Origin of the sequence: Paraburkholderia sp. ZP32-5 (assembly GCF_021390495.1) — a bacterium.
Lineage (GTDB): Bacteria > Pseudomonadota > Gammaproteobacteria > Burkholderiales > Burkholderiaceae > Paraburkholderia.
The window spans coordinates 1,451,080-1,475,832 of sequence record NZ_JAJEJP010000001.1; the positions used below are offsets into that span (position 1 = coordinate 1,451,080).

At 58.0% G+C, this 24,753-nt stretch carries 21 protein-coding genes and 1 tRNA gene; 14 read left to right on the plus strand and 8 right to left on the minus strand.

Annotated features, from left to right (window positions below):
• Positions 1 to 23: 23 nt before the first annotated feature.
• The 6 genes from L0U82_RS06220 to L0U82_RS06245 all read right to left on the minus strand — a co-directional run bounded on the left by L0U82_RS06220 (position 24) and on the right by L0U82_RS06245 (position 5,562).
• Complete coding sequence (locus tag L0U82_RS06220; protein WP_233829189.1) at positions 24 to 752, minus strand: energy transducer TonB; 729 nt, start codon at positions 750 to 752, stop codon at positions 24 to 26.
• Between the two features lie 325 nt (positions 753 to 1,077).
• Positions 1,078 to 1,332, minus strand: a complete 255-nt coding sequence (locus L0U82_RS06225; RefSeq protein ID WP_233829190.1) for a (2Fe-2S)-binding protein — start codon at positions 1,330 to 1,332, stop codon at positions 1,078 to 1,080.
• 273 nt (positions 1,333 to 1,605) lie between these two features.
• Entirely contained in the window at positions 1,606 to 2,493 is an 888-nt protein-coding gene (murI, locus tag L0U82_RS06230; RefSeq protein WP_233829191.1) for a glutamate racemase, read from the minus strand.
• Between the two features lie 227 nt (positions 2,494 to 2,720).
• Positions 2,721 to 3,200 (minus strand): bacterioferritin, encoded by a 480-nt coding sequence (gene bfr / locus L0U82_RS06235; RefSeq protein WP_233829192.1) that lies wholly within the window; start codon positions 3,198 to 3,200, stop codon positions 2,721 to 2,723.
• Positions 3,201 to 3,417: 217 nt separating this feature from the next.
• Entirely contained in the window at positions 3,418 to 4,941 is a 1,524-nt protein-coding gene (locus tag L0U82_RS06240; RefSeq protein ID WP_233829194.1) for a fumarate hydratase, read from the minus strand.
• A 51-nt stretch (positions 4,942 to 4,992) separates the two neighbouring features.
• Entirely contained in the window at positions 4,993 to 5,562 is a 570-nt protein-coding gene (locus L0U82_RS06245; protein ID WP_233829195.1) for a TIGR00645 family protein, read from the minus strand.
• A gap of 836 nt (positions 5,563 to 6,398) precedes the next feature.
• Between L0U82_RS06245 and acs the strand changes: the two genes are divergently transcribed.
• The 5 genes from acs (at position 6,399) to L0U82_RS06270 (ending at position 11,806) form a co-directional block, all read left to right on the plus strand.
• A complete protein-coding gene (acs, locus tag L0U82_RS06250; protein ID WP_233829196.1) occupies positions 6,399 to 8,381 on the plus strand; it encodes an acetate--CoA ligase in 1,983 nt (660 codons plus the stop codon).
• Positions 8,382 to 8,584: 203 nt separating this feature from the next.
• Positions 8,585 to 9,007 (plus strand): DUF4212 domain-containing protein, encoded by a 423-nt coding sequence (locus tag L0U82_RS06255; RefSeq protein WP_233829197.1) that lies wholly within the window; start codon positions 8,585 to 8,587, stop codon positions 9,005 to 9,007.
• Positions 9,008 to 9,012: 5 nt separating this feature from the next.
• Positions 9,013 to 11,031, plus strand: a complete 2,019-nt coding sequence (locus tag L0U82_RS06260) for a sodium:solute symporter family protein (protein ID WP_233829198.1) — start codon at positions 9,013 to 9,015, stop codon at positions 11,029 to 11,031.
• Between the two features lie 69 nt (positions 11,032 to 11,100).
• Positions 11,101 to 11,191, plus strand: a tRNA-Ser gene (locus L0U82_RS06265).
• A gap of 315 nt (positions 11,192 to 11,506) precedes the next feature.
• Positions 11,507 to 11,806 (plus strand): hypothetical protein, encoded by a 300-nt coding sequence (locus L0U82_RS06270; RefSeq protein ID WP_233829199.1) that lies wholly within the window; start codon positions 11,507 to 11,509, stop codon positions 11,804 to 11,806.
• 10 nt (positions 11,807 to 11,816) lie between these two features.
• Here the strand turns inward: L0U82_RS06270 and L0U82_RS06275 are convergent, their stop codons facing one another.
• Positions 11,817 to 12,074 carry a helix-turn-helix domain-containing protein gene (locus L0U82_RS06275; protein WP_233829200.1) on the minus strand — a complete coding sequence of 86 codons (258 nt, stop codon included), beginning with the start codon at positions 12,072 to 12,074 and terminating at the stop codon, positions 11,817 to 11,819.
• A gap of 65 nt (positions 12,075 to 12,139) precedes the next feature.
• Here L0U82_RS06275 and L0U82_RS06280 point away from each other — a divergent pair, with 65 nt between their 5' ends.
• The 9 genes from L0U82_RS06280 (at position 12,140) to L0U82_RS06320 (ending at position 24,354) form a co-directional block, all read left to right on the plus strand.
• Positions 12,140 to 12,484 carry a hypothetical protein gene (locus L0U82_RS06280; protein WP_233829201.1) on the plus strand — a complete coding sequence of 115 codons (345 nt, stop codon included), beginning with the start codon at positions 12,140 to 12,142 and terminating at the stop codon, positions 12,482 to 12,484.
• A gap of 37 nt (positions 12,485 to 12,521) precedes the next feature.
• The gene (locus L0U82_RS06285) at positions 12,522 to 12,842 is read left to right on the plus strand and encodes a hypothetical protein (RefSeq protein ID WP_233829203.1); all 321 of its coding nucleotides are present in this window, start codon (positions 12,522 to 12,524) and stop codon (positions 12,840 to 12,842) included.
• Positions 12,843 to 13,011: 169 nt separating this feature from the next.
• On the plus strand, positions 13,012 to 13,917 hold the full coding sequence (locus tag L0U82_RS06290; protein ID WP_233829205.1) for a glycosyltransferase family 2 protein: 906 nt from the start codon (positions 13,012 to 13,014) through the stop codon (positions 13,915 to 13,917).
• Positions 13,918 to 14,500: 583 nt separating this feature from the next.
• The gene (locus L0U82_RS06295; protein ID WP_233829207.1) at positions 14,501 to 15,331 is read left to right on the plus strand and encodes a hypothetical protein; all 831 of its coding nucleotides are present in this window, start codon (positions 14,501 to 14,503) and stop codon (positions 15,329 to 15,331) included.
• A 3-nt stretch (positions 15,332 to 15,334) separates the two neighbouring features.
• Positions 15,335 to 18,877, plus strand: a complete 3,543-nt coding sequence (locus tag L0U82_RS06300; RefSeq protein WP_233829209.1) for a matrixin family metalloprotease — start codon at positions 15,335 to 15,337, stop codon at positions 18,875 to 18,877.
• A 262-nt stretch (positions 18,878 to 19,139) separates the two neighbouring features.
• Positions 19,140 to 21,269, plus strand: coding sequence for a type I secretion system permease/ATPase (locus L0U82_RS06305; protein WP_233829211.1), 2,130 nt, complete (start codon positions 19,140 to 19,142; stop codon positions 21,267 to 21,269).
• Positions 21,270 to 21,285: 16 nt separating this feature from the next.
• The gene (locus L0U82_RS06310) at positions 21,286 to 22,707 is read left to right on the plus strand and encodes an HlyD family type I secretion periplasmic adaptor subunit (RefSeq protein ID WP_233829213.1); all 1,422 of its coding nucleotides are present in this window, start codon (positions 21,286 to 21,288) and stop codon (positions 22,705 to 22,707) included.
• On the plus strand, positions 22,697 to 24,178 hold the full coding sequence (locus L0U82_RS06315; RefSeq protein ID WP_233829215.1) for a TolC family protein: 1,482 nt from the start codon (positions 22,697 to 22,699) through the stop codon (positions 24,176 to 24,178). The genes L0U82_RS06310 and L0U82_RS06315 overlap by 11 nt, the downstream gene beginning before the upstream one ends.
• Positions 24,175 to 24,354 (plus strand): hypothetical protein, encoded by a 180-nt coding sequence (locus L0U82_RS06320; RefSeq protein ID WP_233829217.1) that lies wholly within the window; start codon positions 24,175 to 24,177, stop codon positions 24,352 to 24,354. The genes L0U82_RS06315 and L0U82_RS06320 overlap by 4 nt, the downstream gene beginning before the upstream one ends.
• A gap of 36 nt (positions 24,355 to 24,390) precedes the next feature.
• On the opposite strand, the gene L0U82_RS06325 is transcribed toward L0U82_RS06320, so the two are convergent.
• The gene (locus L0U82_RS06325) at positions 24,391 to 24,699 is read right to left on the minus strand and encodes a hypothetical protein (protein WP_233829218.1); all 309 of its coding nucleotides are present in this window, start codon (positions 24,697 to 24,699) and stop codon (positions 24,391 to 24,393) included.
• Positions 24,700 to 24,753: the final 54 nt, after the last annotated feature.

Consider the following 24,753-nt stretch of genomic DNA (forward strand, 5'->3'; position numbering starts at 1 on the left):
AATTCCTTTTTTGAAATCTGCCCTCAATCGTCCAGATTGAAGTTGTAAGGCTGGGTATACGCGGCTCGAACTGGTTGGCCGTTCTCGATATATGGCTTACACGTGCTCGCGTGGACAGCGGCGAGCGCGGCGTCGTCGAGACGGCTAAAGCCGCTGGTCTTCTTGAGTTCGATGTTCTCGAGCTTGCCGCTCAACCCGACCACGAACTTCACGTACGCGGTGCCGGTCTCGCCGCGGCGCCGCGACAGCGCCGGGTAGTCAGGCTTGGCGATGTTGCAGTCGAGGTGCGCGACATTTTTCGGCGCGGCGATTTCCATCGTTTCCTTGCCGATCGCCGGTGCCGCGGCTGCTGGCGGCGGCGCCGGCGCGGCGGGCGCGGGCGGCGTCGGAGCGGGTGCTGCAACCGGTGTCGGCGACGGCGCGGCGGCCTGCGGCAACGGCGTCGGGGTCGGCCTGGGCGTCGGTTTCGGCTGTACCTTGGGCTTCGTATGAACCGGCGGCGTCGGCTGCGGAGGCGGTGGCGCGATCGATTGCAGCGCGGGCGCGGCGACCGGTGCGGGCGGCAACAACTCGGCGGTCATCACATGCGATTCGAGCGCCGGCTGCACCGGATCGTGACGCAACGTCATGATCACCGCCAGCAATGCGACGTGAATCGCCGCCACCACGGCGGTAGCGCTCAGCACGCGGTAATTCGTACGGGTGGGCAAAGCCAGCGGAGCGCCGGCGGAGACGGGATGCGGAGCCTGCATGTTAGCGTGGCAGCGCGCCGCTCAGGCGGCACGTCAGACAGGACATCGTCATGTTCGGAAAATCAGCAGCGAAATGAACAGGGTAGTCACGAAACCAATCAGCAATTCCATCTCGAACTCCTTACTAGAGGTGAGCGGGTAGCTGGCTGGTACGAATACTGGCTTGCTGACGGCAGTGGGATAAAACTAACTCGAGCGTACTGCGAATATGTGGCAGAAACGCGGCACATCCAATGTCGCACTAAACGTTACATTAAATGTCGCGATAAACAGTGACACATGAAAATATCCTGAGCGCGCCTTGCGTCGCGCCCAGACCGCTAGCTCAGGCTGCCTTGCGCTCGTAGAACGCTACCTGCGCCACCTGCGCGACGGTCTGCACGTGCTGGTGTTCGACAACACCGCAGCGGCTCGCACAGACGCCGCTTTGCAGCATGACGTCGCGCACGGACTGCTCGCACTTCCCGCAGCATGAGGCGACCCCGAGTTCAAACTGCAACTCGTCGAACGAATCGATACCTTCCGCGATCGAGGAGCGGATTGTGCGGTCGGAAACGGATTTGCAGACACAGACAATCATGGCAGGCGTGATAGCTAACGTTAATGCGAATTATTATCATTTTGTTCGAGCCGTTTGGCAAGCACCCCGTGCGATTTTTTGTAACAAAACCAGCCTGTCGAAAGGGTTTCGTCAGAGGGATAGGTCGCTAGGTGGCGCGTCGTCGAGCGCGGCGCAAGCGTGGGAAGGGCGCGGGCAAGCAGCAAGAAGCGCCAGCGAGGGCACTAATAACGCAGCGACATCAACGGGAAAGCGCCTGCGAGAGCCGCCGGTAGAACGCCTTGCGCGCGAGCCTTACGCCGCCCGCGAATCCGGCGTGGCGGTGCGGCGCGACGGAATCAGCACCTGCTCGACCGCCGCGTCGATATGCAGCAGCGTCGCGGCGAGTTGTTGCTGATGGATGCCATCGTCGGTGGAATAGAAGAGGGGCAGCGGGGTATCGGCCACGGATGTGGCGGCGCGTACGCCATGCTGGCCCAGCACGCGTTCCAGTTGACGTGCAATTGCGACGCTCGTGTCGATCAGCATGAGCCGGTCGCCGACGATATCGCGGATTGCCGCATCGAGAAACGGATAGTGAGTGCAGCCGAGCACGAGCGTATCGGCGCCCGCGTCGAGCATCGGTTCGAGATAGCCGCGCAGCAGCGCGCGTAGTTCGGCCGAGCCGACATCGCAACGCTCCACCGCCTGCACGAGCCCATGACCCGGCTGGCACAGAAAGCGGCAATCGGCGGCATAACGTTCGAGTAACCCCTGGAAGCGGGCGCTGCGCAGCGTTGCCTGCGTCGCGAGCACACCGGCGACGCGGCTTTTCGATTGCAGCGCGGCCGGCTTGATGCCCGGTTCGACGCCGATCAGCGGAATCGGCAGCTTTTCGCGCACCAGCGCGATCGATTGCGCGGTCGCCGTGTTGCACGCCACCACCAACGCCTTCGCGCCGCGTTCGACCAGCCATTCGCCGATCGCGAGCGTGCGGTCGGCGATGAAGTCATCGTCGCGTTCGCCATACGGCGCGTACAGCGAATCGGCGACGTACAGGATCGCTTCGTCGGGAAGTTGCGCGCGCACCGCCCGCAGCACGGACAGACCGCCGAGCCCCGAATCGAAAATGCCGATCGGCGCCCGCGATGCGGCGCCACCAGTGAAAGTCCGGACAGTCGGGGAGAGCGAGGGTGCGGGCATAGGCGTGGAAAACGGATGTAATTCGACGCTCGGAGAAAACAGCGGAAACCGGTTAATGCATCAGACTGCGGAAGTCAGACCGCGCGCTAAAACGTTCGCAAGTATATCGCCCGCGCGGCGCGGTTCAGCGCGAATGCTTATCCGCCGATCCATCAATGCATGTCGCAACCGCTCGCGCGCCGGCGAACTGCATGCGCCGCCGGGCGCGACCGGTTGCCATGGTCCGATCAGGATTCGACCGAACCCATCGCACTTTGCTGGTAGTTCTGGATACCGACCTTATCGATCAGATCGAGCTGGGTTTCGAGCCAGTCGATATGTTCTTCGGTGTCGTCGAGAATCGTCGTAAAGATTTGACGCGAGATGAAATCACGCACCGATTCGCAATACGCAATCGCTTCCTTGCAGGTGCCTTGTGAAATCTGCTCGAGCTTCAGATCGCATTCGAGGATCTCTTTGGTTTCCTCGCCGATCAGCAGTTTGTGCAGGTCCTGCAGATTCGGCAGACCGTCGAGCATGAAGATGCGCTCGATCAGCATGTCGGCGTGCTTCATTTCGCCGATCGACTCATCGTATTCGTGCTTGCCGAGTTTTTCGAGGCCCCAATGGCGGTACATCCGTGCATGCAGGAAGTACTGGTTGATCGCGGTCAGCTCGTTCTTGAGCTGCGCGTTCAGATATTCGATGACTTTCTTGTCGCCTTGCATGTTATTTCCTTTTCTGGGGACCTTGAATTTCCAACAACAATAAACGCCATACCTGAAAAAGCCAAGGAAACCGGCACAACTTTTGACAAGGTTTGCCAGATCGTTTCCGGCTTCGCGCGCCGCACGGTTCATGCATGACGCGCGGCAATAAAAAAGCCGGGACCGCTGCCCCGGCTTTTCACTTGCTTAACAGGCTCGTGCGGATGCTAGCGGCGTATCACACGGTCGCGACCGGAATCTTGCCGATCTTCGCCTGCCATTCCTTCGGACCGGTCTGGTGCACGGAGGTGCCGTTCGAATCGACGGCCACCGTCACCGGCATATCCTGCACGTCGAACTCGTAGATCGCTTCCATGCCGAGGTCTTCGAACGCCAGCACCTTCGCGCTGCGGATCGCTTTCGACACCAGGTACGCGGCGCCGCCCACGGCCATCAGATATGCGGCCTTGTGCTTCTTGATCGACTCGATCGCAACCGGGCCGCGCTCGGCCTTGCCGATCATCGAGATCAGACCGGTTTGCGCGAGCATTGTCTCGGTGAACTTGTCCATACGGGTCGAGGTGGTCGGGCCCGCCGGGCCGACCGCTTCGTCGCGCACCGGATCGACCGGGCCGACGTAGTAGATCACGCGATTCGTGAAGTCGACCGGCAGCTTTTCGCCCTTCGACAACATATCGGCGATGCGCTTATGCGCGGCGTCGCGGCCCGTCAACATCTTGCCCGACAGCAGCAGCGTCTGACCCGGCTTCCAGCTGGCCACTTCTTCCGGCGTCAGCGTGTCGAGGTCGACGCGCTTGCTGGTTTCTGTGTTCGGTTCCCAGTGCACCTTCGGCCATGCGTCGAGCGACGGCGCTTCGAGCTTCGCAACGCCCGAGCCGTCGAGCGTGAAGTGCGCGTGGCGCGTGGCCGCGCAGTTCGGGATGATCGCGATTGGCTTGGACGCGGCGTGCGTCGGCGCGGCCATGATCTTCACGTCGAGCACGGTGGCGAGGCCGCCGAGACCCTGCGCGCCGATACCGAGCGCGTTGACCTTCTCATGCAGCTCGACGCGCAATTCCTCGATCCAGTCCTTCGGGCCGCGAGCGATCACGTCCTGAATGTCGATCGGGTCCATCAGCGATTCCTTGGCCATCACCATCGCTTTCTCGGCAGTGCCGCCGATGCCGATGCCGAGCATGCCCGGCGGGCACCAGCCTGCGCCCATCGTCGGCACGGTCTTCAGGATCCAGTCGACGATCGAGTCGGACGGGTTCAGCATCGCGAACTTCGACTTGTTCTCCGAGCCGCCGCCCTTCGCCGCGACCTGCACGTCGACGGTGTTGCCCGGCACGATCTCGTAGTGGATCACGGCCGGCGTGTTGTCCTTCGTGTTCTTGCGCGCGCCTTCGGGCGGGCTCACGATCGACGCGCGCAGCACGTTGTCCGGGTTCAGGTAACCGCGGCGCACGCCTTCGTTGATCATGTCGGTGACGCCCATCGTCGCGCCGTCCCAACGCACGTCCATGCCGACCTTCACGAACACGGTGACGATGCCGGTGTCCTGGCAGATCGGCCGCTTGCCTTCGGCGCACATGCGGCTGTTGGTCAGGATCTGCGCAATCGCGTCCTTCGCGGCCGGGCTCTGTTCGAGCTCGTAAGCGCGGCCGAGCGCTTGAATGTAGTCGAGCGGATGGTAGTAGCTGATGTATTGCAGCGAATCAGCGATGCTCTGAATCAGGTCTTCCTGTTTGATGACGGTCATGGCTAGCTCAGTGGGGAGTGGCGCTTGTGTGCGGATCGCGGTGCAACGCGGTCAGTCTTGCGCCTTCATGGGAGTGGAACCTTTGAGGCCGCCCGCGGCATGCAGCGCCGCGGGCTCTTCGAAATGCTTGGGATGCGTGTGCGTGGTAAGTCGATCGACGAGCGCCATCACGACTGCCGAGACGAGGAACGCGACGTGGATGATCACCTGCCACATGATCGTATGGGTCGAATTCTGCTCGGGGCTGATAAAGGTCTTCAGCAGATGGATCGATGAGATGCTGATCAGCGCCATCGACAATTTGACTTTCAGCACGCCCGCGTTCACGTGGTCGAGCCATTCCGGTTCGTCCGGATGACCGTCGAGGCCGAGGCGCGACACGAACGTTTCATACCCGCCGATGATCACCATGATCAGCAGGTTCGAGATCATCACCACGTCGATCAGGCTCAGCACGACGAGCATGATGCTGGTCTCGTCGAGCTTCATCGAGTCGGTGACCAGATGCCAGACTTCCTTCAGGAACAGCACGACGTAGACCGCCTGCGCGACGATCAGGCCGAGATAGAGCGGCACCTGCAGCCAGCGGCTCATGAAAATCAGAAGGGGCAGCGCGCGCATCGGGCGGCGCGGACGGGCGGAGGCGGGTCGCGAGGCGGACATAGGCAACGATCAGATCAGACGCGGATGACGGAACGTGGACCAAGGCGCCGGCCGGCATGCCGGCTGCGCGGATGAGTCGGGCGGGCGGACCGGGCGACGGTTCGAGCATCCCACTCGAATGTGTCACCGGCACGCAAGCCCTGGCGCCGACGGTGCGGTGCGCGGTCACTGAAGGCCGCAAAGCTCGCGTCAGGCGCGCTATTGTACAGCGTCGGTCGAATTTGCTGCCGCGGGATGGGTGTGGGGTGGGTGTGGGCGACGGTGCGCCGCCTTGAGATGATGAGAAACAGCGTGAGCGATTCACGCTGGAATCCGGACGGCCAGTTCAGTTAGCATTGTAAAAGGGCACAAACCAGCGCAAGGGCGCTATCGGCAGTGCGCTGCTGGTACGGCATGCGATGTGCTGATCGTCTGTAATGATCGATCAGGACGCAAACGACGCATGACGCGCCGCATCGTATCAACCGCCGAATTCGCGCTGTGTTCGCGTTGCGTCGGCGTCGAGTTTCTTGTCTGACTAGCGCAGCGTTCATTGACGCTCTAAGGGTTTTCGCTTGGCGATCAAGGCTCTATACGTAAGTGGCCGGTAAGTTCAAGCGCTTATGGTTGGCATGAATGCACGGGTGGGACAGCAGTCTTGCCTTGCACACACGGATGTTGCGTTGCCGCACGGCCAGTTGCCGCGGCACCGCGAGGTGGGAGACAGCGCCGCTCGAAGCGGCTCGAACAGGACAAGGCGAGCATGACGCGCGCCGGCACAGGTTTTACGTTTCATCTTCACCAAGGGGTTGTCGATGTCTGCGATTGAATCGGTTCTTCAGGAAAGCCGCGTTTTTCCGCCCTCAGCCGAAACGGCGAAGGGCGCCACGATATCCGGCATGGACGCGTACCGGGCGCTTGCCGCCGAAGCGGAGCGCGATTACGAAGGCTTCTGGGGGCGTCTCGCACGCGAGACGCTGAGCTGGCACAAGCCGTTCACCAAGGTGCTCGACGAATCGAAGGCGCCGTTCTACACGTGGTTCGAGGACGGCCAGCTGAACGCGTCGTACAACAGCCTCGACCGTCACGTCGAGGCCGGTAACGGCGAGCGCGTCGCGATCATCTTCGAGGCCGATGACGGCACCGTCACCAACGTCACCTACAACGATCTGCTGCAACGCGTATCGCGCTTCGCGAACGCGCTGAAAAAGCGCGGCGTGAAGAAGGGCGACCCGGTCGTCATCTATATGCCGATGTCGATCGAAGGTGTCGTCGCGATGCAGGCGTGCGCGCGTATCGGCGCGACGCATTCGGTCGTGTTCGGCGGCTTTTCGTCGAAGTCGCTCAACGAGCGGCTGGTCGACGTCGGCGCGGTTGCGCTGATCACGTCGGATGAACAGATGCGCGGCGGCAAGGCGCTGCCGCTGAAGAACATCGCCGACGAAGCACTCGCGCTCGGCGGCTGTGAGAAGGTCAAAAGCGTGATCGTGTATCGCCGCACCGGCGGCAAGGTCGCGTGGAACGAAGGCCGCGACCTGTGGATGCACGAACTCTCGCAGGCCGAATCGGATCAGTGCGCGCCCGAGTGGGTCGACGCCGAGCATCCGCTGTTCATCCTCTATACGTCCGGTTCGACCGGCAAGCCGAAGGGCGTGCAGCACAGCACCGGCGGCTATCTGCTGTGGGCCGCGCAGACGATCAAGTGGACCTTCGACTGGAAGCCCACCGACGTGTTCTGGTGCACCGCCGACATCGGCTGGGTCACTGGCCATAGCTACATCACGTACGGGCCGCTCGCGCTCGGCGGCACCCAGGTCGTGTTCGAAGGCGTGCCGACCTATCCGGACGCTGGTCGCTTCTGGCAGATGATCCAGAAGCACAAGGTCACGCTGTTCTATACCGCGCCGACCGCGATCCGCTCGTTGATCAAGGCCGCCGAGGCCGATGCGAAAATACATCCGAAGAGCTACGACCTGTCGTCGCTGCGCGTGATCGGCACGGTCGGCGAGCCGATCAATCCGGAAGCGTGGGTGTGGTACTACGAGAACGTCGGCGGCAGCCGCTGCCCGATTGTCGACACGTGGTGGCAGACCGAAACGGGCGGCCACATGATCACGCCGTTGCCGGGCGCGACGCCGCTGGTGCCGGGTTCGTGCACGCTGCCGCTGCCGGGCATCATGGCCGCGGTCGTCGACGAAACCGGCCAGGACGTGCCGAACGGGCAGGGCGGGATTCTGGTGATCAAGCGTCCGTGGCCGTCGATGTTGCGCAACGTATGGGGCGATCCGGACCGCTACAAGAAGAGCTATTTCCCCGAGGAACTCGGCGGCCGGCTCTATCTCGCCGGCGACGGCGCGGTGCGCGACAAGGAGACCGGCTACTTCACGATCATGGGCCGTATCGACGACGTGCTCAACGTGTCGGGCCACCGGCTCGGCACGATGGAGATCGAGTCGGCGTTGGTTGCGAATCCTCTCGTCGCCGAAGCCGCGGTGGTGGGGCGGCCCGATGCGACCACTGGCGAGGCGGTGTGCGCGTTCGTCGTGTTGAAGCGCACGCGTCCGCAGGGCGACGAAGCGGTGAAGCTCGCCAACGAACTGCGCAACTGGGTTGGCAAGGAGATCGGTCCGATCGCGAAGCCGAAGGACATCCGCTTCGGTGAGAACCTGCCGAAGACCCGCTCGGGCAAGATCATGCGCCGGCTGCTGCGCTCGCTCGCGAAGGGCGAGGCGATCACGCAGGATGTCTCGACGCTCGAGAATCCGGCGATTCTCGATCAGCTTGGTGAGTCGCTGTAAGAGGGCTTTGCAAGAAGGCTTCAAGGGACGGTGAACGTCCGTCGTGATGTGTGAGGGAGCGTATCGGCCGATACGCTCCTGGGCATCAGACGCGGCGTTCCGCTTCAAGCATCCCGATCGAACGGCATCAAACGGCTTCAATAAAAAGGCATCGCGCGGACAATCCCAATTGCCTGCCCGATGCCTTTTTGATACATAGGCGCATGGCCGCGCCGCACCTTTCCTCCCGCACCACGCTGAACCCAACGCCCGAACCACCTCCGGTCTCGGCGGCGATGGCGCTTGCGCATCGCAAGTACTGGCGTTTCAATCTCGCGCTGATTGCAACACTGATGACGCTCGGCTTCATCGTGTCGTTCGTCGTGCCGCTGATGGCGCCGGCGCTCGCGCCGGTGCGCATCGGCGGCTTCAGGCTGCCGTTCTACTTCGGCGCGCAGGGCGCGATCCTGATCTACCTCGCTCTGATCGTCGTCTATATCGTGCTGATGCAGCGCGCCGACCGCCAGCTACAGCGTGCATTCGAAGCGGACTCGAGGCGAAATGCGACAAGCGATGCCGCTACCGGCTCCACGGTGAGTTCCACCAACGGCGCAGGCATGAACGCACCGGCCGCGCGCGGACGCTGAGCGCGATGAAGCTCACGCATCGGCTGATCCGCTCCTACGCGCTTTATACGCTCGGCTTCCTGCTGTTCGTCTACGTGATGTCGCGCATCGAGCGCACCACCGGCCCCGGCGTGTGGATCGGCTACGTGTTCCTGTTCGTGCCGATTGCGGTGTATGCGGTGATCGGCGTGCTGTCGCGCACATCGGATCTGGTCGAATACTACGTCGCGGGGCGGCGCGTGCCGTCGGCGTTCAACGGCATGGCGACGGCGGCCGACTGGCTGTCGGCCGCGTCGTTCATCGGGCTTGCCGGTTCGATCTACGCGACGGGCTACGACGGTCTTGCTTATCTGATGGGCTGGACCGGCGGCTATTGTCTCGTTGCGTTTCTGCTTGCGCCGTATGTGCGCAAACTCGCGCGCTATACGATTCCCGATTTTCTCGGCACGCGCTTTTCGAGCAACGCGGTGCGCGGCCTCGCGGCGCTGGCAGCGATCCTGTGTTCGTTCGTCTATCTGGTCGCGCAGATCCAGGGCGTCGGCCTGATCGCGACGCGCTTTATCGGCGTCGATTTCGCGGTCGGAATTTTCTGCGGGCTCGCCGGCATCCTGGTGTGCTCGTTTCTCGGCGGCATGCGCGCGGTTACGTGGACCCAGGTCGCGCAGTACATCATCCTGATCGCGGCGATCCTGATCCCGGTGTCGATGATCGCGCATAAGGACGGCCTCGGCTGGGTACCGCAAATCAGCTACGGCCGCTTGATGGAGCGCATGGAAGGGCTTGAGAAAGCCGTGCGCGACGCGCCGCTCGAAGAGCGCGTGCGCGACGACTACCGGCGCCGCGCCGCGTTGATGCAGATGCGGCTCGACACGTTGCCGCAATCGTTCGCCGACGAGAAGCGGCGGCTCAGCGACGAGGTCGCGGATCTACGCCGCCACAACGGCCCGTTGCGCGAGATCAAGGAGCGTGAACGCGCGCTCGAACAGTTTCCGCGCGATGCCGCCGCCGCGCAGATCGTCTGGACCCAGCAGCGCGAGGAAATGCTGATGCGCGCGGCCGCGCCGGTGCCGATGCACGAGCCGTTTCCGGCGGTCGGTGATCAGGACCGCGGCACCCATGAGCGCAATTTTCTATCGCTGCTGCTGTGCCTGTCGCTCGGCACCGCGAGCCTGCCGCATATCCTGACGCGCTATAACACGACGACGTCGGTGGCGTCCGCGCGGCGCTCGGTCGGCTGGACGCTCTTTTTCGTCGCGTTGTTTTACCTGACCGTGCCGGTGCTGGCGGTGCTGATCAAGTACGAGATTCTGACGAACCTCGTCGGCCATCACTTCTCCGATCTGCCGCAATGGCTGATGCAATGGCGCAAGGTCGAGCCGAGCCTGATCAGCCTCGCCGATACGAATGGCGACGGCATCGTGCGCTGGAGCGAGATTCAGATGCAGCCCGACATGGTCGTGCTCGCGGCGCCGGAGATCGCAGGTCTGCCTTACGTGATGTCGGGGCTGATCGCGGCGGGCGCGCTGGCGGCGGCGCTGTCGACCGCGGATGGCCTGCTGCTGACGATCGCGAACGCGCTGTCGCACGATGTCTACTACCACATGGTCGACCCGGCGGCGTCGAGCCAGCGGCGCGTGACGATCTCGAAGATTCTGCTGCTCGGGGTGGCGCTGTTTGCGTCGTATGTCGCGTCGCTGAATACGGGGAATATCCTGTTTCTGGTCGGCGCGGCGTTTTCGCTGGCGGCGTCGAGCCTGTTCCCGGTGCTGGTGCTCGGCGTGTTCTGGAAGCGCACGACACGGCTCGGCGCGGTGGCGGGGATGGTGGCGGGGCTCGTCGTGTGCATCTATTACATCGTGTCGACGTATCCGTTCTTCACGCAGATGACGGGCTTTACCGGCGCGCGCTGGTTCGGCATCGAGCCGATCAGCTCGGGCGTATTCGGCGTGCCGGCGGGGTTTCTGGTGACGATTGCCGTGAGCCTGATGGATCGCAAACCGGATGCTTATACCGTTGCGCTGGTGGACTATATCCGGCATCCGTAGCGGGTTTGCGTGAGCGCGAGGGTGGGGTATAGCGGAAGGCGCGAAGTTTGCTATAATTCGGCTCCCCGCGGAGAGATGGATGAGCGGTTTAAGTCGCACGCCTGGAAAGCGTGTATAGGTTAATAGCCTATCCGGGGTTCGAATCCCCGTCTCTCCGCCAAAACGTGCAATAACCCCTTGATTTTACATGAAAATTGAGGGGTTTGTTTTTTTGACTATCAAGTCGACTTACAAGCGATTCAGGGGCGGTTGTGAGCACCTTTTGGTAGTCGCTCACGGTGACGGTCTATATAATTGATTCATCGATGGCGCGTTGACCCGCCGTCGAACGACGAAGCGACACGGTTTGACGGTCGCAAGTCGTTGATCTTGACTGACACGGTTCTCGTGTCACGTTTTCGAATCTTCCCGATTGCAACGTTCGCGCATCCGATTGACCTCGGAGGCGTTCGTTCGTCCATTAGAGACCATCACGATGAAATTGGAACTGCCGCAGGGCGTCAAGCCCCGGTTTGCGCTCGGCCGTTTGCTGGCCACACCGAGTGCGTTGGCCGCCCTGATCCTGGCGGAGATATCGCCTGGCGATCTGCTAAAGCGTCACGTCGAAGGGGATTGGGGCGACGTCACGCTGCACGACTGGAGGGAAAACGAATTTTCCGTGAAAGCTGATTTGCGGTTGCTTTCTAGCTATATGTTGAAGACCAATGTGCGCGTGTGGGTCATCACTGAAGCCGACCGGTCGATCACAACGTTATTGCTGCCGGACGAGTATTGATGGTGTTTGCTTATCGCGGTAGGGCAGAGATCGACATCGCCTGAAATCGGTCGATAAAGTCGTGGGGGTCAGCGTCGAGTGCGCGGAGGATGTCGAGAAGTTCGATGAGGTCGATCCGACGTACACCACTTTCGTACTTGGACACGAACGTCTGGGTCCGGTCAAGCCGATCCGCAACGTCCTGCTGGAGCAGGCCGCGTTGTTTGCGCAGTTCGGTAAGAAGCCTGGCAATCAGCGGGTAGCGATGGTCGTGAAGTGGATGGGTCATAGACGAATTCTAGATGTGCATACACAATATGCGATATGGGCATATGGTATAAATCGGGGGTGTGCATGGTCTGGATGATCTGGCCGCTTGGCGCGGCCGTCACGGCGCTCAGCATCGTATTCGACATGCGGAGATTGATGATCAACCGCGTCGGGCTGTCGAGTATGGGGTGGGTTGTCGCGTGCGTATGCGCTGGCCCGTTGGCAGGCGGGGCCTATCTGATCCTGCGTCGGGGTGCACGCAGGCAATTGGTCGAGGCGGTGTGGCGAATCGCCGGGGACCAGTTTCAGCCGGTCGATTTGCGTCGCGCCCGATTGATCGCCTTGCTTCGTAGTGGCCTCGTCGGCGCGCCGGTGTTTCATGCATGCATGAAACAGCTCGACGCCGAGCGGCCAGCGACGGGGACATGAATTTCGAGAAAGGACAAAAGTGAAAAGAAATCTGACCATGAAGAAACAGGCCGCGCGCCTAGTCGCTCTTGCGGTAGTGGGCGGCGTAGTGATCGTTGGCGCGAATTACGGGATCGACGAGTGGGCCGGGCGTGATTTGGTTAGCAGGCAGATCGAGGGTGCCGAATTTCAGCACACAAGTCACGGCGACCACGCCGGTGTGTTCTGCGGCGAAGTGTCGGGCGTCAACGGATTCGGGATGAGAACCCCCTACATGCGCTTTGTTGCGACTTCGGGACGTGTAGAGATTGCGCCGCTTACGCTCGACCGCGAGAAGGTCGAAACATTTGATCGTGAATGGAGAGCACAGTGCGAGTAGGGTGCCGCGCGACTGGATTCGCGTTCAGACAGCAAATCAGAGGACGCGTCGTCAGGGCGATGCTGCGGTTAGTTATAGAAAAAACCGCACGTTGGAAAAGTGCCTATCTCTGCCTTTACTGCGGCGTTGTGTCCAATCCCGTGCGTGATGCCATCCCTGGAGAAAAGTTATGGCAGCGGTAACCGTACTGATTCCCGCCCGCAACGCGGAACAGACTCTGGCTGAGACCCTTCAGAGCCTTGTGAACCAGACCTTCAAGGATTTCGAGGTCGTTCTAGTCGATGACGCTTCGACCGATCGCACCGCCGAAATCGCGCAGAGTTTCCAGTCGCGGCTGGAGATCAGGATATTGTCCCCCGGGACTCATTTGGGCGCTGCCGGAGCAGCCAACTTCGGGTTGCGTGTCATTGAGAGCGCCTACATCGCCCGCATCGACGCCGACGACATTGCGATGCCGACCCGATTGGAAAAGCAGGTTTCGTTTCTGGAGGCCAACCCTCATGTGGATGTGCTTGGCACCGGGATGGAACTCTTCAGTGAGCAGTCCGGTGGCGAGGTTCGCTTATCGATCAAACCAGAAGATGACGCTTCAATTAAAACTGCCCTGATTCAGATCTGCTCGTTATCGAACGGTAGCGCGATGTTTCGGAAGAGCTTTTTCTACGATGTCGGTGTGTACGATGCCCGTCTCGTTGTTGCCGAGGATTACGACCTGTGGTGTCGCGGGGCGTTGTTAGGAAAACGCTATGCGAATCTGGCGGAGCCGCTTACGCGCTACCGGCAGCACCCAATATCGATCAGCATTCAGAAATTGCAGCAGCAACGGGAACTGGACCTACTGGTCAAGCGCAAATATCTGACAGCACTTCTTGATGGCGCGCCACCGGCCCACCTTGCCGAGTTCTTCTCCCTGATGACGGAATTCAACAGTCGCGAGATAGCGCTACGGGTCGTGCAGCAATCCACGCCGCTGCTGTTCAAGCTGTCTCGGAAGATGCCAAACGAACCTCTGTTTGGAACTATCGTCATCGAATGCCTGGGTCGGCATCTACAACAGAGACGTGTTCAAATCTGAACAGTTAGCTCGCGACGCATTGCTAGATTCCGGACATGTAACGTCTGCGAGTCAATTGCATCTTCTTGCTCATCTTGCAGATTGATTTCTGGAAAATCTGAGCCGTCCTCGATGCAGAGAGACTGCTGTCTGCCAAGGTAAAGAAGTTCGGAATCGTAGGCACGGAAGGAAGTTCCAGCAGCCTGCCAGCGGTATATAAATATGTTAATTGCATAAAATGAAATTTGAAATTACGAGCATTCAGCAATCTGACATACCTCCGCGAGGACGCTGCATAAAAGAGGCTCTTTCGGGCGCTCACTATGTGTTGAGTTCATAGTTATATATCTGTACGAATAGAAGGATTTTTGTAATATTTCAATTTTATGAAAATGATAGCGCAATTGTCGTAATATTTAGTAATCGAAAAATGTTCGTGTTATTCAGTAATTACGGTGGCAAATATTTCTTAATTTATGTAATTTAGCACTCGCTTAGAGTTCCATCGCGATGCCTAGGTTAAATGGTCTGCGCCTCCGGGAGGGGGCTGGTCCTCGTTATCTCTGAAATTATAATTTGGCGCTATTATTGATTTTAGTGAAAAATGAAAATATTCGCCGCGATGCCCTGCTTGTTGTATTTAAATATGATGCCGTTGACCTATGGCGCAACGTTAGATGTCGCGAATATTCCGTTGACCTACTATGTTTCGCGTCTACCGCAAGCAGATAGTATTAATCAGAGTATCTCAAGTCGAGCTAAGGTCTTGCGCCGTACGAGTTATAGCAACCACTCCGAAGGATGGTTGGAGTTGGTGTCATCGGACGCATCCTCGATAGACCAACCCCAGCGAGAAAAATCCGCACGATGGTATGACGAAAAGATCGTCCGACCAAAGTCTATCGACGATTTGCTTTCAAATATCAAGAAGATTATCGAAGGTAACTCGCTTTTCGAGCGAACTTTTTATTCTGCGGAAAATTTAGACAAATATTTTGGCGCTTTAACGGTCAAGCTTGGGAGTGAGTCCGACGTGCCCGATCAACATGGGGCTGTGTGGGCGGTAGTGACGAATTTCGACAACATCCTCGGATTACATGATGATGGTCATTTAAATGGAATGGTGTCTAATTCAGAGCTTTCGATCGGAATGGCAGATGATTCAGAAGATCGCGTGAAAGCGTACTTAACTCTGATCATCGGACATGGTGGTCCGTCTTTTCAACAAGTTCAAAGTCTGTTTGCGGACGAGCTGACACTAGATACGTCGATTTCGCACCATCCACCGTCGCCTGCGATTGCGCCGCACGGAAATGAAGGTTGGCTTTATCGGTATAAAGATGATCATGAAGTCGTTCGTGGATTGTTCAAATTTAATAATGCCGGATTGCTTTCAAGTGCATCATTTCAATTGGTAAGACCAAAAGGGGAATAACACATGACAACCTCGGTGCCGCTTACTTCGCTTTCAATCACTCAATTGACCGCTGCTTTCGGAGATTATCCGAACTATTTGAGTGGACTGTTGTCCGCTTCGCAGACTTCGCCTTATCTAGCAGGGCTGATCAACGCGTTTACTGCAAAGGGAGGGAGCTTTCAGGTACCCAACGATAGCGCTGCTGACACGTCTTCGGACGGGCAAGTTATCTCCATCGGGTCGGGTCTGTTTCAGTCAACGACGACGGTCAACGGTGTCAGCCAAACGACTGGATATTCTCCGTTGGTCATTGCAACGGCTCTGGGTCACGAGCTCGGCCACTCGTTGCTGCCAGGAGGCCAAGGTGATGTGTTAGGTCCGTCGAATAGCCCGACTGCGGCAACTGCAAACGGATTGGCGAATGAAGGTGTAGCGGTTGCTTCCGAGGACATTGTGGCGATCCAGCTAGGACTGACTGGGCTAGGTCTGATACCTCAGACGATGTACTCGGATCCGAACAACGTCATAACACCATTATTAAACCAAATTGCGCAATCTGAAGGCATCAATGTTTCCCAGCTAACGTATGGTGACCCTGCGACACTGCAGTTTACTGCACCAAACACCGCTGCCACCAATGCGGCGTCGTCAATCTACGCATTAGGAAATCCATCGACCGCGCCAGGATTGACCTACTCTCAATACTATGCAGATGCGTGGATAGTTAACGCTTGCGGAGGAATCCCGGCGTCTTCAGTTAACTGGTCGCTCGTCAATCAATCGATGTTCACGTACGTAAATAACCCGAACGGTACGTGTTCGATAAACACGTCACAGATTCCACTTCTACAAGGAGCAGGAGGTGGCATGTCGCCCGCAATCAGTGGCACGCTGTCCGCGCCGACACTCGACGCGAGTGGCGCGTCCACGTCAACCTTTATCGACTCCAACGGCGATGTCGTGTCTTCGGTGCTCTCTGGAATAGATGGTTCGATTATCGCAAGCATTTATGACCCGTCGAATGGCGCCTTGGTGGGTATCAATGTGGCGAGCACAAACGGTCAGTCGCTGGTCGATACGAGTCTGACTGGCACGGGCGGAGCGATCACTTCAGTAACAGAGCAAGGCGGTACTGTAAGCGTTCAGGCGAGCGGAGCGAACGTAGTGATAGGCGCAGATGCGACGGCCTCTGTCAACGGAGGCGACAATCACATTGATTTGAGCGCGGGCGATAGTTTAAATGCGAGCGGCAACAACGATAACGTTAGCGTAGGCCAAAATTCCACTGCAGTGGTGAATGGGAGCGGCGCAAATATTCAGTTGTCCGGCAACGATACTGTAAATGCCAACAACGCCACTATTCAGGACTCCGGTTATAGTGGCACGGACACTGTGGTGGGTTCTGGTAATAACATTGGCACCACTGCTGGATTGACCGTCAATGGCGACAGCAACACAGTTTATGATTATAACGATGGTCTCGCAACGAACATTAATGGCAACGGCAATACCTACAGTGGCCAGGATAGTGAATCAATTGGCGTTATTGGTAGCAACAACAACATTACGGCCGGCGAGTTGCCAACGATAGATGTCGCAGCAGGAACCGACAACACCATTCAGAGCCTAGGCTCAAATGTAACACTGGGCGCCGGTGCGAGCATACAGGTATCGGGCGAGGACGCCACGGTTCAATCGACTTCTTACGGCACGGACGAAGCCGGCGATCTTATAACCACTACCAACATATACGATCAACAAGGTTCGGACACCACTCCGATAAGTATAACTACAACGGTGACGAACCCTGACGGAGATATCATTAGCGAAAGCAACACCTCCTCGGTCGACGACGGTGGGGACTACTATACCGTTAATTCCACGATAACTTCGAGCGATGACGGCTCGCAAGAGCTTACTAATACATATACGGACGACCAGGGAAATACAACCGCAATTCTTGATATAGGCACTGACATATTTGGAAATCGGACGTCCGCTAGCCTTACGGAGTATCAAACTGATAATCAAAATGCGTTTGTGGAAACTGCATCCTACTCAGACGGGGTTGAGACAGGCTGGACTGAAAAGGACTATGACGATTCCAATAATCTTATTGCAGATACCACTGGTACGTACGATAACGGCCAGGAAGACGCAACTACTACCCGATACGACGATGGTGTTAAGACTGAGGTAGATACATATACCGACGGCACCATATCCCAGGCAGACTTATACGACAATGGCGCCGTGACCGAGTCGGATACGTACACCGACGGGAGGATATCCGAAGCAGACTTATACGACAATGGTGTTAAGACTGAGGTGGATACATATACCGACGGGACCATATCCCAGGCAGACTTATACGACAATGGCGCCGTGACCGAGACGGATACATATACCGACGGGACCATATCCCAGGCAGACTTATACGACAATGGCGTCGAGACCGAGAAGGATATATATACCGACGGGACAATATCCGAAGTGGTGCCGTATGTCGATGGCGTACCCGGCACTCCTTGGACGCCATCAGATGGCGAAGATCCGCCGGACGATGGCGGTGTGCCAACCGGAGATCCGGGGGACAACAATGGTGCGCCGTCTGGAGGGGAACCTCCTGACGACGAGGTGCCGGATCCGCCCGAGTTATCTATCCCGGATCCAGGTATCGATGAGTTCGGTTTGCTCGGATTCGCCGGTAGTCAGTCGGTAATCACAGACGAGCTTAACAGCGACACCGGGTCGATCGCTGCGCAGCGCCTGAATAGTGGCGACTACGCGGGAGCGGCAGCGGCCCAAAACGGCTTTCAGCAGGCCCGTGAGATGGCGAGCGTGACGCCGACATCGGGCACAGGCAACGTCGCGGGCATCGGCACTAAATGGGCTGGTAATGTGATTACCTGGAGCTTGTCCGGTGACGTGGGGAGCCAATACGAGGCCGAAGCACAGCAGGCGTTTGCAACGTGGGCAGCCGCTTCGGGCTTGACGTTCGACGAGGTTTCGGGGTCTGCAGCCGCTGATATCCGAATCTCATTCGGAAATCTCGACAGCGCAACGACCGGCGTAGTCGGCTATACGACGCTTCAGAGCGCCGGCGGAATTACTGCGGCTGCGTCCATCGAACTGGAAGATCCGGGCCAAGATGCCCTGGTCACAGGTGCGGGTGGTCAGCTTACGTATTCGGGCACCGATGCGACCCTGGAGCAGGTTATGCTGCACGAGATCGGGCATGCTCTGGGTTTGGCAGATGACTCGGATCAGGACTCGATCATGTACTACGAGTTGACCTCCAGCAATTCGACGCTGGACAGTACCGATATTGCAGGAATCCGAGCGCTACTATATGGTGCGCCGGGTACCTCGATTTCAGGCTTTCCGGCATCGGTGCTCAGCAGTGGTCAGTCGACGGCCGCGCAGAATGCACCAGCCAATGATCGCTTGAACCATCTCATCGCGGGAATGGCGTCGTTCGATCCCCAGGGGGCTGCAAGCACGCACCTTACGCATGGCGAGCATGTTCATCACCATGACATGCTCGCGGCCAGTGCTGCATAGACTCCGTTTGACACTATAGATACGCGAGGGAGTCGCATCGGCGTTCCACCAGACCCTATCTCGAGTTCGTCCAGCTCAGGGTCCAGATCGCCGTGTGCGCTCCTTCAGTGAAATCGCCAACATCGAGTTCGATGGAATCAAGCGTCCGTCAGTGCAATTGAATATCGACCAGGGTGCTTTCGGTCGGTGTTAAACGTACTCAAGACGTGCAGCGATCAAACAGCATAGTCAGGAACAGGTAGCGTCGCTGCCCCACATATCGATGACCAATCCAGAACAAGACGCTGCGCGCGACAGCGATTCGGGGATTTCTGCGCTTGTATTGATCGCACGCTTTCACGGTATCGCTGCCGATTCTGATCAATTGCGCCACGCAGCCGGGATCAAGTCGGCCGCTTTCGAAGTCAATGACCTAATTCTGTCGGCTCGCGCGCTCGGTCTCAAAACTCGCGCGATCCGGATATCGTTGAATCGCCTGGATCGCACACCATTTCCGGCTCTTGCGCTCGACAAGAATGGCCGTCATTTCATCCTCGCGGGCTTCAAGGGTGGAAGAGCTTTGGTGTTAGACGCTGGTGAGAATATCCCCAAACAGGTTTCGCCAGAAGAAATGCTGGCACGCTGCGACGGCAATCTTCTGGTCTTTGCTTCGCGTGCGTCGTTGGCCGGAGAGCTCTCTCGCTTTGACTTTTCCTGGTTTATTCCAGCCGTCATCAAGTACCGTCGCCTGCTGTTGGAAGTCCTTCTTGTCTCCGCCGTTTTACAGTTGTTCGGACTCGTATCTCCACTGATGTTCCAGGTCGTTATGGACAAGGTGCTGGTCAATCGAGCGATCAATACTTTGAACGTCGTTTGTATTGCCTTGCTGATCAGCGGAACATTCGAGATTCTGCTCACGATGCTGCGCAACTATGTCTTTGCGCACACAGCAAATCGCATCGATGTTGAGCTCGGAGCACGGCTCTTCCGCCATTTGTTGGCGCTACCGTTAGCTTATTTCGGCTCCCGTCGGGTCGGCGACACGGTTGCCCGCGTAAGGGAGCTGGAGAACATTCGCAGCTTTTTAACCGGTCAGGCATTGACGGCCGTTATCGACCTGTTTTTCTCGTTCATCTTTCTGGCGGTCATGTCGATTTACAGCGTTTGGCTGACGCTGATCGTCGTCATTTCCTTACCCGTGTACGCGACTATCTCCGCGACACTTAATCCAGTGCTACGGCGTCGGTTGAACGAGAAATTCTCACGTGGCGCCGACAACCAGTCGTTCCTGGTGGAGGCGGTGTCTGCAGCGGAAACTGTCAAATCAATGGCAGTTGAGCCGCAGTTTACGCGGCGCTGGGACAATCAGCTTGCAGCATACGTCTCCGCCGGCTTTCGCGTGAGCGAATTGGGCAATGTGGGCCAGCAACTTATCCAGTTTGTGGGCAAACTGGTCACGTTATCCACGCTTTTCTTTGGAGCAAAGTTGGTCATTGACGGCAAGCTATCCGTCGGCCAGCTCATTGCCTTCAACATGATGTCTCAGCGAGTTGCGGCACCGGTGCTCCGTCTCGCACAGCTCTGGCAAGACTTTCAGCAGATCGGCATTTCGATGGCCAGACTCGGCGATATTCTCAATACACGCACCGAGGTGCCGCAAAGTCGTCAGGCATTGCCTGCGCTCAAAGGCGATGTCAGCTTTCACGGCATCCGTTTTCGATATCGCCCCGATGGTCCTTCCATTCTGAACGATGTCTCGCTCGATATTCGTGCGGGCCAGGTGATAGGCGTAGTAGGCCGCTCCGGCTCAGGAAAAAGTACGCTGACCAAGCTTCTGCAACGGCTTTACATCCCTGAGCAAGGACGTGTGCAAATCGATGGGATTGATCTCGCGCTCGCCGATCCCGCGTGGTTGCGACGACAGATTGGGGTCGTGCTTCAGGAAAACCGTCTGTTCAATCGTTCGATCCGGGATAACATCGCCGTGACCGACACAGGCGCTCCGCTTGATGTGGTCATTCGCGCTGCAAAGCTCGCTGGTGCACACGACTTCATTTCGGAATTGCCAGAAGGATATGACACGATAGTAGGCGAAAACGGTTCCAGTCTTTCAGGCGGTCAGCGCCAACGCATTGCTATAGCGCGTGCGCTTGTCACAAACCCGCGCATCCTCGTCTTTGATGAGGCTACGAGTGCGCTGGACTTTGAGACCGAGCGAATCATTCAGAACAACATGCGCGCCATGTGTCACGGACGGACAGTGATTATCATCGCCCATCGGCTCACAGCGGTGAGGCACGCAGACCAGATCATTGCCATGGACCGAGGGCAAATCATCGAACGGGGGCGTCACGACGAACTCCTCAAGTTGGGTGGATATTACGCGCACCTCGTCTCTCTTCAGAACGACTGACTAGAAATATTTAACAATGAATTCCATCCGAGTTCTGGCAATCGGTGACCTGTTACGTCGTTACGGCGCGGTATGGCGCACGGCCTGGTCGATTCGTGACCAGCTCGACACGAAGCCGCGTCTGTCTCATGAGATAGCATTCCTGCCAGCCAATCTGGAATTGGTCGAAACACCGGTTCATCCGGTTCCGCGATGGACGATGCGTATCATCGTCCTCCTGGCATTGGCCATTCTGCTAATCGCGATTTTTGGGCAACTCGACATCGTAGCGGCCGCGAAGGGCAAACTTCTCCCCGATGCCCGGATCAAGATCATACAGCCGGCAATCACAGGTGTGGTTCGCAGTATTCTGGTACAGGATGGTCAGCGTGTGGCAGCTGGCCAGGTCCTCATGGAACTTGATCCCACACAGGCGGCGGCGGATACAGACAAGGCACGCGCGTCAAAGATCGATGCGGAGCTTGCTATTTCTCGAGCCCAGGGCTTGCTTGAAGCGCAAAGCAACGGGCTCGCGCCGGCTGTGCACGCTGTCGAGGGTGCGTCGCCAATCCAGCAGCGCGAAACGCAGCATTTCGCGGATGGTTTGTATCAGGAGTATCGAGACAAGCTACACAGCGCAGAGGCCGAACTGCTCAAACGCCAGGCTGAGCTTGAAACGACTCGTGAGGAAATAGCAAAGCTTGCTGACACTGCGCCGCTCGCCCGACAGCAGGCCAATGAATATCAGGCGCTTCTTGCTGAAAAATACGTGGCACGGACCGATTATCTGGACAAGGAACGTACGGCGTTAGAGCAGGAGCATGAACTCACTGCGCAGCAAAGTCACGCTCACGAGCTCGTGCAAGGGATCAGCGAACAGCGTGCTGATATCGACTCGATAACTTCGCAGTTTCGCAGCACACAGCTTGATAGTCTCGACAAGGCCACACAGCAATTGGAGCAGAGCCGCAACGATCAGACGAAGGCAGACACTCGTCAAAAGCTGATGAGTCTGACGACACCTGTCTCCGGTACCATTCAGCAACTGCAAGTCCATACGCTTGGCGGCGTTGTGACAACTGCACAAACTTTGATGGAGGTTGTGCCAGACGATACCGTCGAGGTCGAAGCAAATATAGAGAACAAGGATATCGGCTTTGTAAAGGCAGGTCAGACCGCGATAGTCAAAATTGAAGCATTTCCTTATACCCGATTCGGGTATCTCACAGGCAAAGTCGTTTCCGTGTCGAACGATGCGATTCAGGACAAGAAGCTTGGACTAGCTTTTGTAGCTCATGTCCGCCTGCCAACAAACCGCATACTGGCGAACGGCCAGTGGATCCGCCTGACGCCTGGCATGGAGGCGACGGTCGAAATCAAGACGGGCAAGCGTAGCGTTGCACACTACTTCCTCGATCCGGTGATCCAGACGGCGCAGGAGAGTCTGCGTGAGCGCTAATGCTATCCGGATTTGGTGTGCGGCGATTTTTGCCACAGTGGGTTTGTCGGCGGTGAATCAATGTAACGCATGGGAATTCGATCCACTCTTCGCGCAGCGGTCGGTACTCCCCACGCCGGCCGCAAGCATGCCAGGAGATGTCGCCCTGCGTATCTGCGTATTCGAGTCAATTCCGAATCCACTGCCTCTTCAGGAGGCGGTAGAGAGGGCTCTCTGCATAAATCCGAAGACTCGGGAAGCCTGGGCTAACGTAAAGATTGCCGCAGCAGATGTCGGGGTGGCCCGGGGCGCGTATTTGCCGACGATTTCGGCGGACTGGCAAGGCGTACGCGACGATACGAATACCGACGTCATTGGACATCCGGAATTCAGTTCGAACTATCGCAACAGCGTGCTTCGAACCGAAAGTGTTTCTCTGAACTGGGTGCTCTACGACTTTGGCGGGCGTTCCGCGGCGCTGGCCAATGCGAACGCCTTGCTTGCGGCGGCAAAAGCGAATCAAGAGGCAGTACTGCAGACGGCATTTGCAGGCGTGGCGAAGGACTACTACGCCGCGCAAGCAGCCCAAGGCACCTATCTCGCGTCCCAGGAGATTGAGCAGACTGCTCTTACAAGCTTTAAAGCAGCGACTGCGCGCGCGAATCGTGGCATTGCTTCGATCAGCGATGAACTGCAGGCACAGACATCTTGGGCAGAGGCAGTGACAAGTCGGACAAAGGCGTTGGGAGACTGGCAAAGTGCTGTAGGTAGCCTTGCATCGGATATGGGCCTTGATGCGAGTATGCCCCTTTCGTTACCTCCTGTCGGAGACGGCGTTAAGCCGGGGGCTGAGTTCACAGAGTCGGTCGACGAATTGATCCGGGAAGCAAAACGTACGCACCCCAGCGTACGTGCCGCGCAAGCCCAGCTTGAGGCCGCGTCGGAAAAGACGAAGCAAACGCGTGCTGCTGGGCTCCCGACGCTGAGTTTAGTTTCGAAATACAGCTGGAACAATCAACCGACGACGCTGGAAGTCGGAACGCCTCAATTTCCGGCAAGCGGCCGCGAATGGTATATCGGTTTTCAAATTGCAATACCAATCTTCGAAGGCTTTACGCGTACCTATCAAATTCACGACACGGAGGCCAGAACCGAACTGCAGCGCTATACGCTCAACGAAGTGGAGCAGCAGGTAGGGCTTGACGTATGGACGAGCTACCAGACGCTAAAGACCGCGACCGACAATCTGGATAACACCGCAATGTTGCTGGATATCGCACAGCGATCCTATGACGCAGCGCAAGGTCGCTATCAGGTTGGTGTTGGCAGCATTGTCGAACTGCTTAATGCGCAATCGTCACTCGCGGCTGCAAAGCGCCAACGGATTCAGTCGCTGACGGATTGGCGCTCTGCGAGGCTTCAGCTTGCATCGAAACTGGGAACACTTGGGATATCAGACATCGCTGAAGGCAATTCCGTGGCAGGCAAGTGACTTCGCGGGACGGTACCGGTCTTGCAATCAAACTGTTCGCTAACGCCGCCGGTGAATACATGCGCAACGCCACCGCCAGACTCAAACCCGGATTACGTTCCGGTTACGTGATCACCCGTTTCGGTCCCGTGATCGCTCATTCCGGCATCGTGATCACGCGTTTCGGAAACCTGTGATCGGCGATCACGATCAACCGAAACGACTGATCACGATCATTCGGAATCCGTGATCACGATCCGCCGAAATGCGTGATCACGTTCGCCGGAATACGCAACGTGATCCCATTCGTCACCCTTTGCCCCGTGAATGGTTGACGAACTGATGGCTGGTTGTAGCCTCGCCTCGTCGATGAAAGCGCGGAGCGGTTTCACTGTATCGAAACGGTCGGCGACCGCCTGCCATCGGTTCAGCTCACGCTGCGCGGTTTTTCCGGCCAGCAAGCTAGCGGATCTGAGCAGCGACAGATGGACGGCAGCCGCGGCCGAGTACCATCCTTGCGTGGCAGGCCCGTTGGGCTGCAAGTGCGATTTCTCAAGGCACCACGTTTCAGCAAGGGTACGTAGCGTTGCATGGTT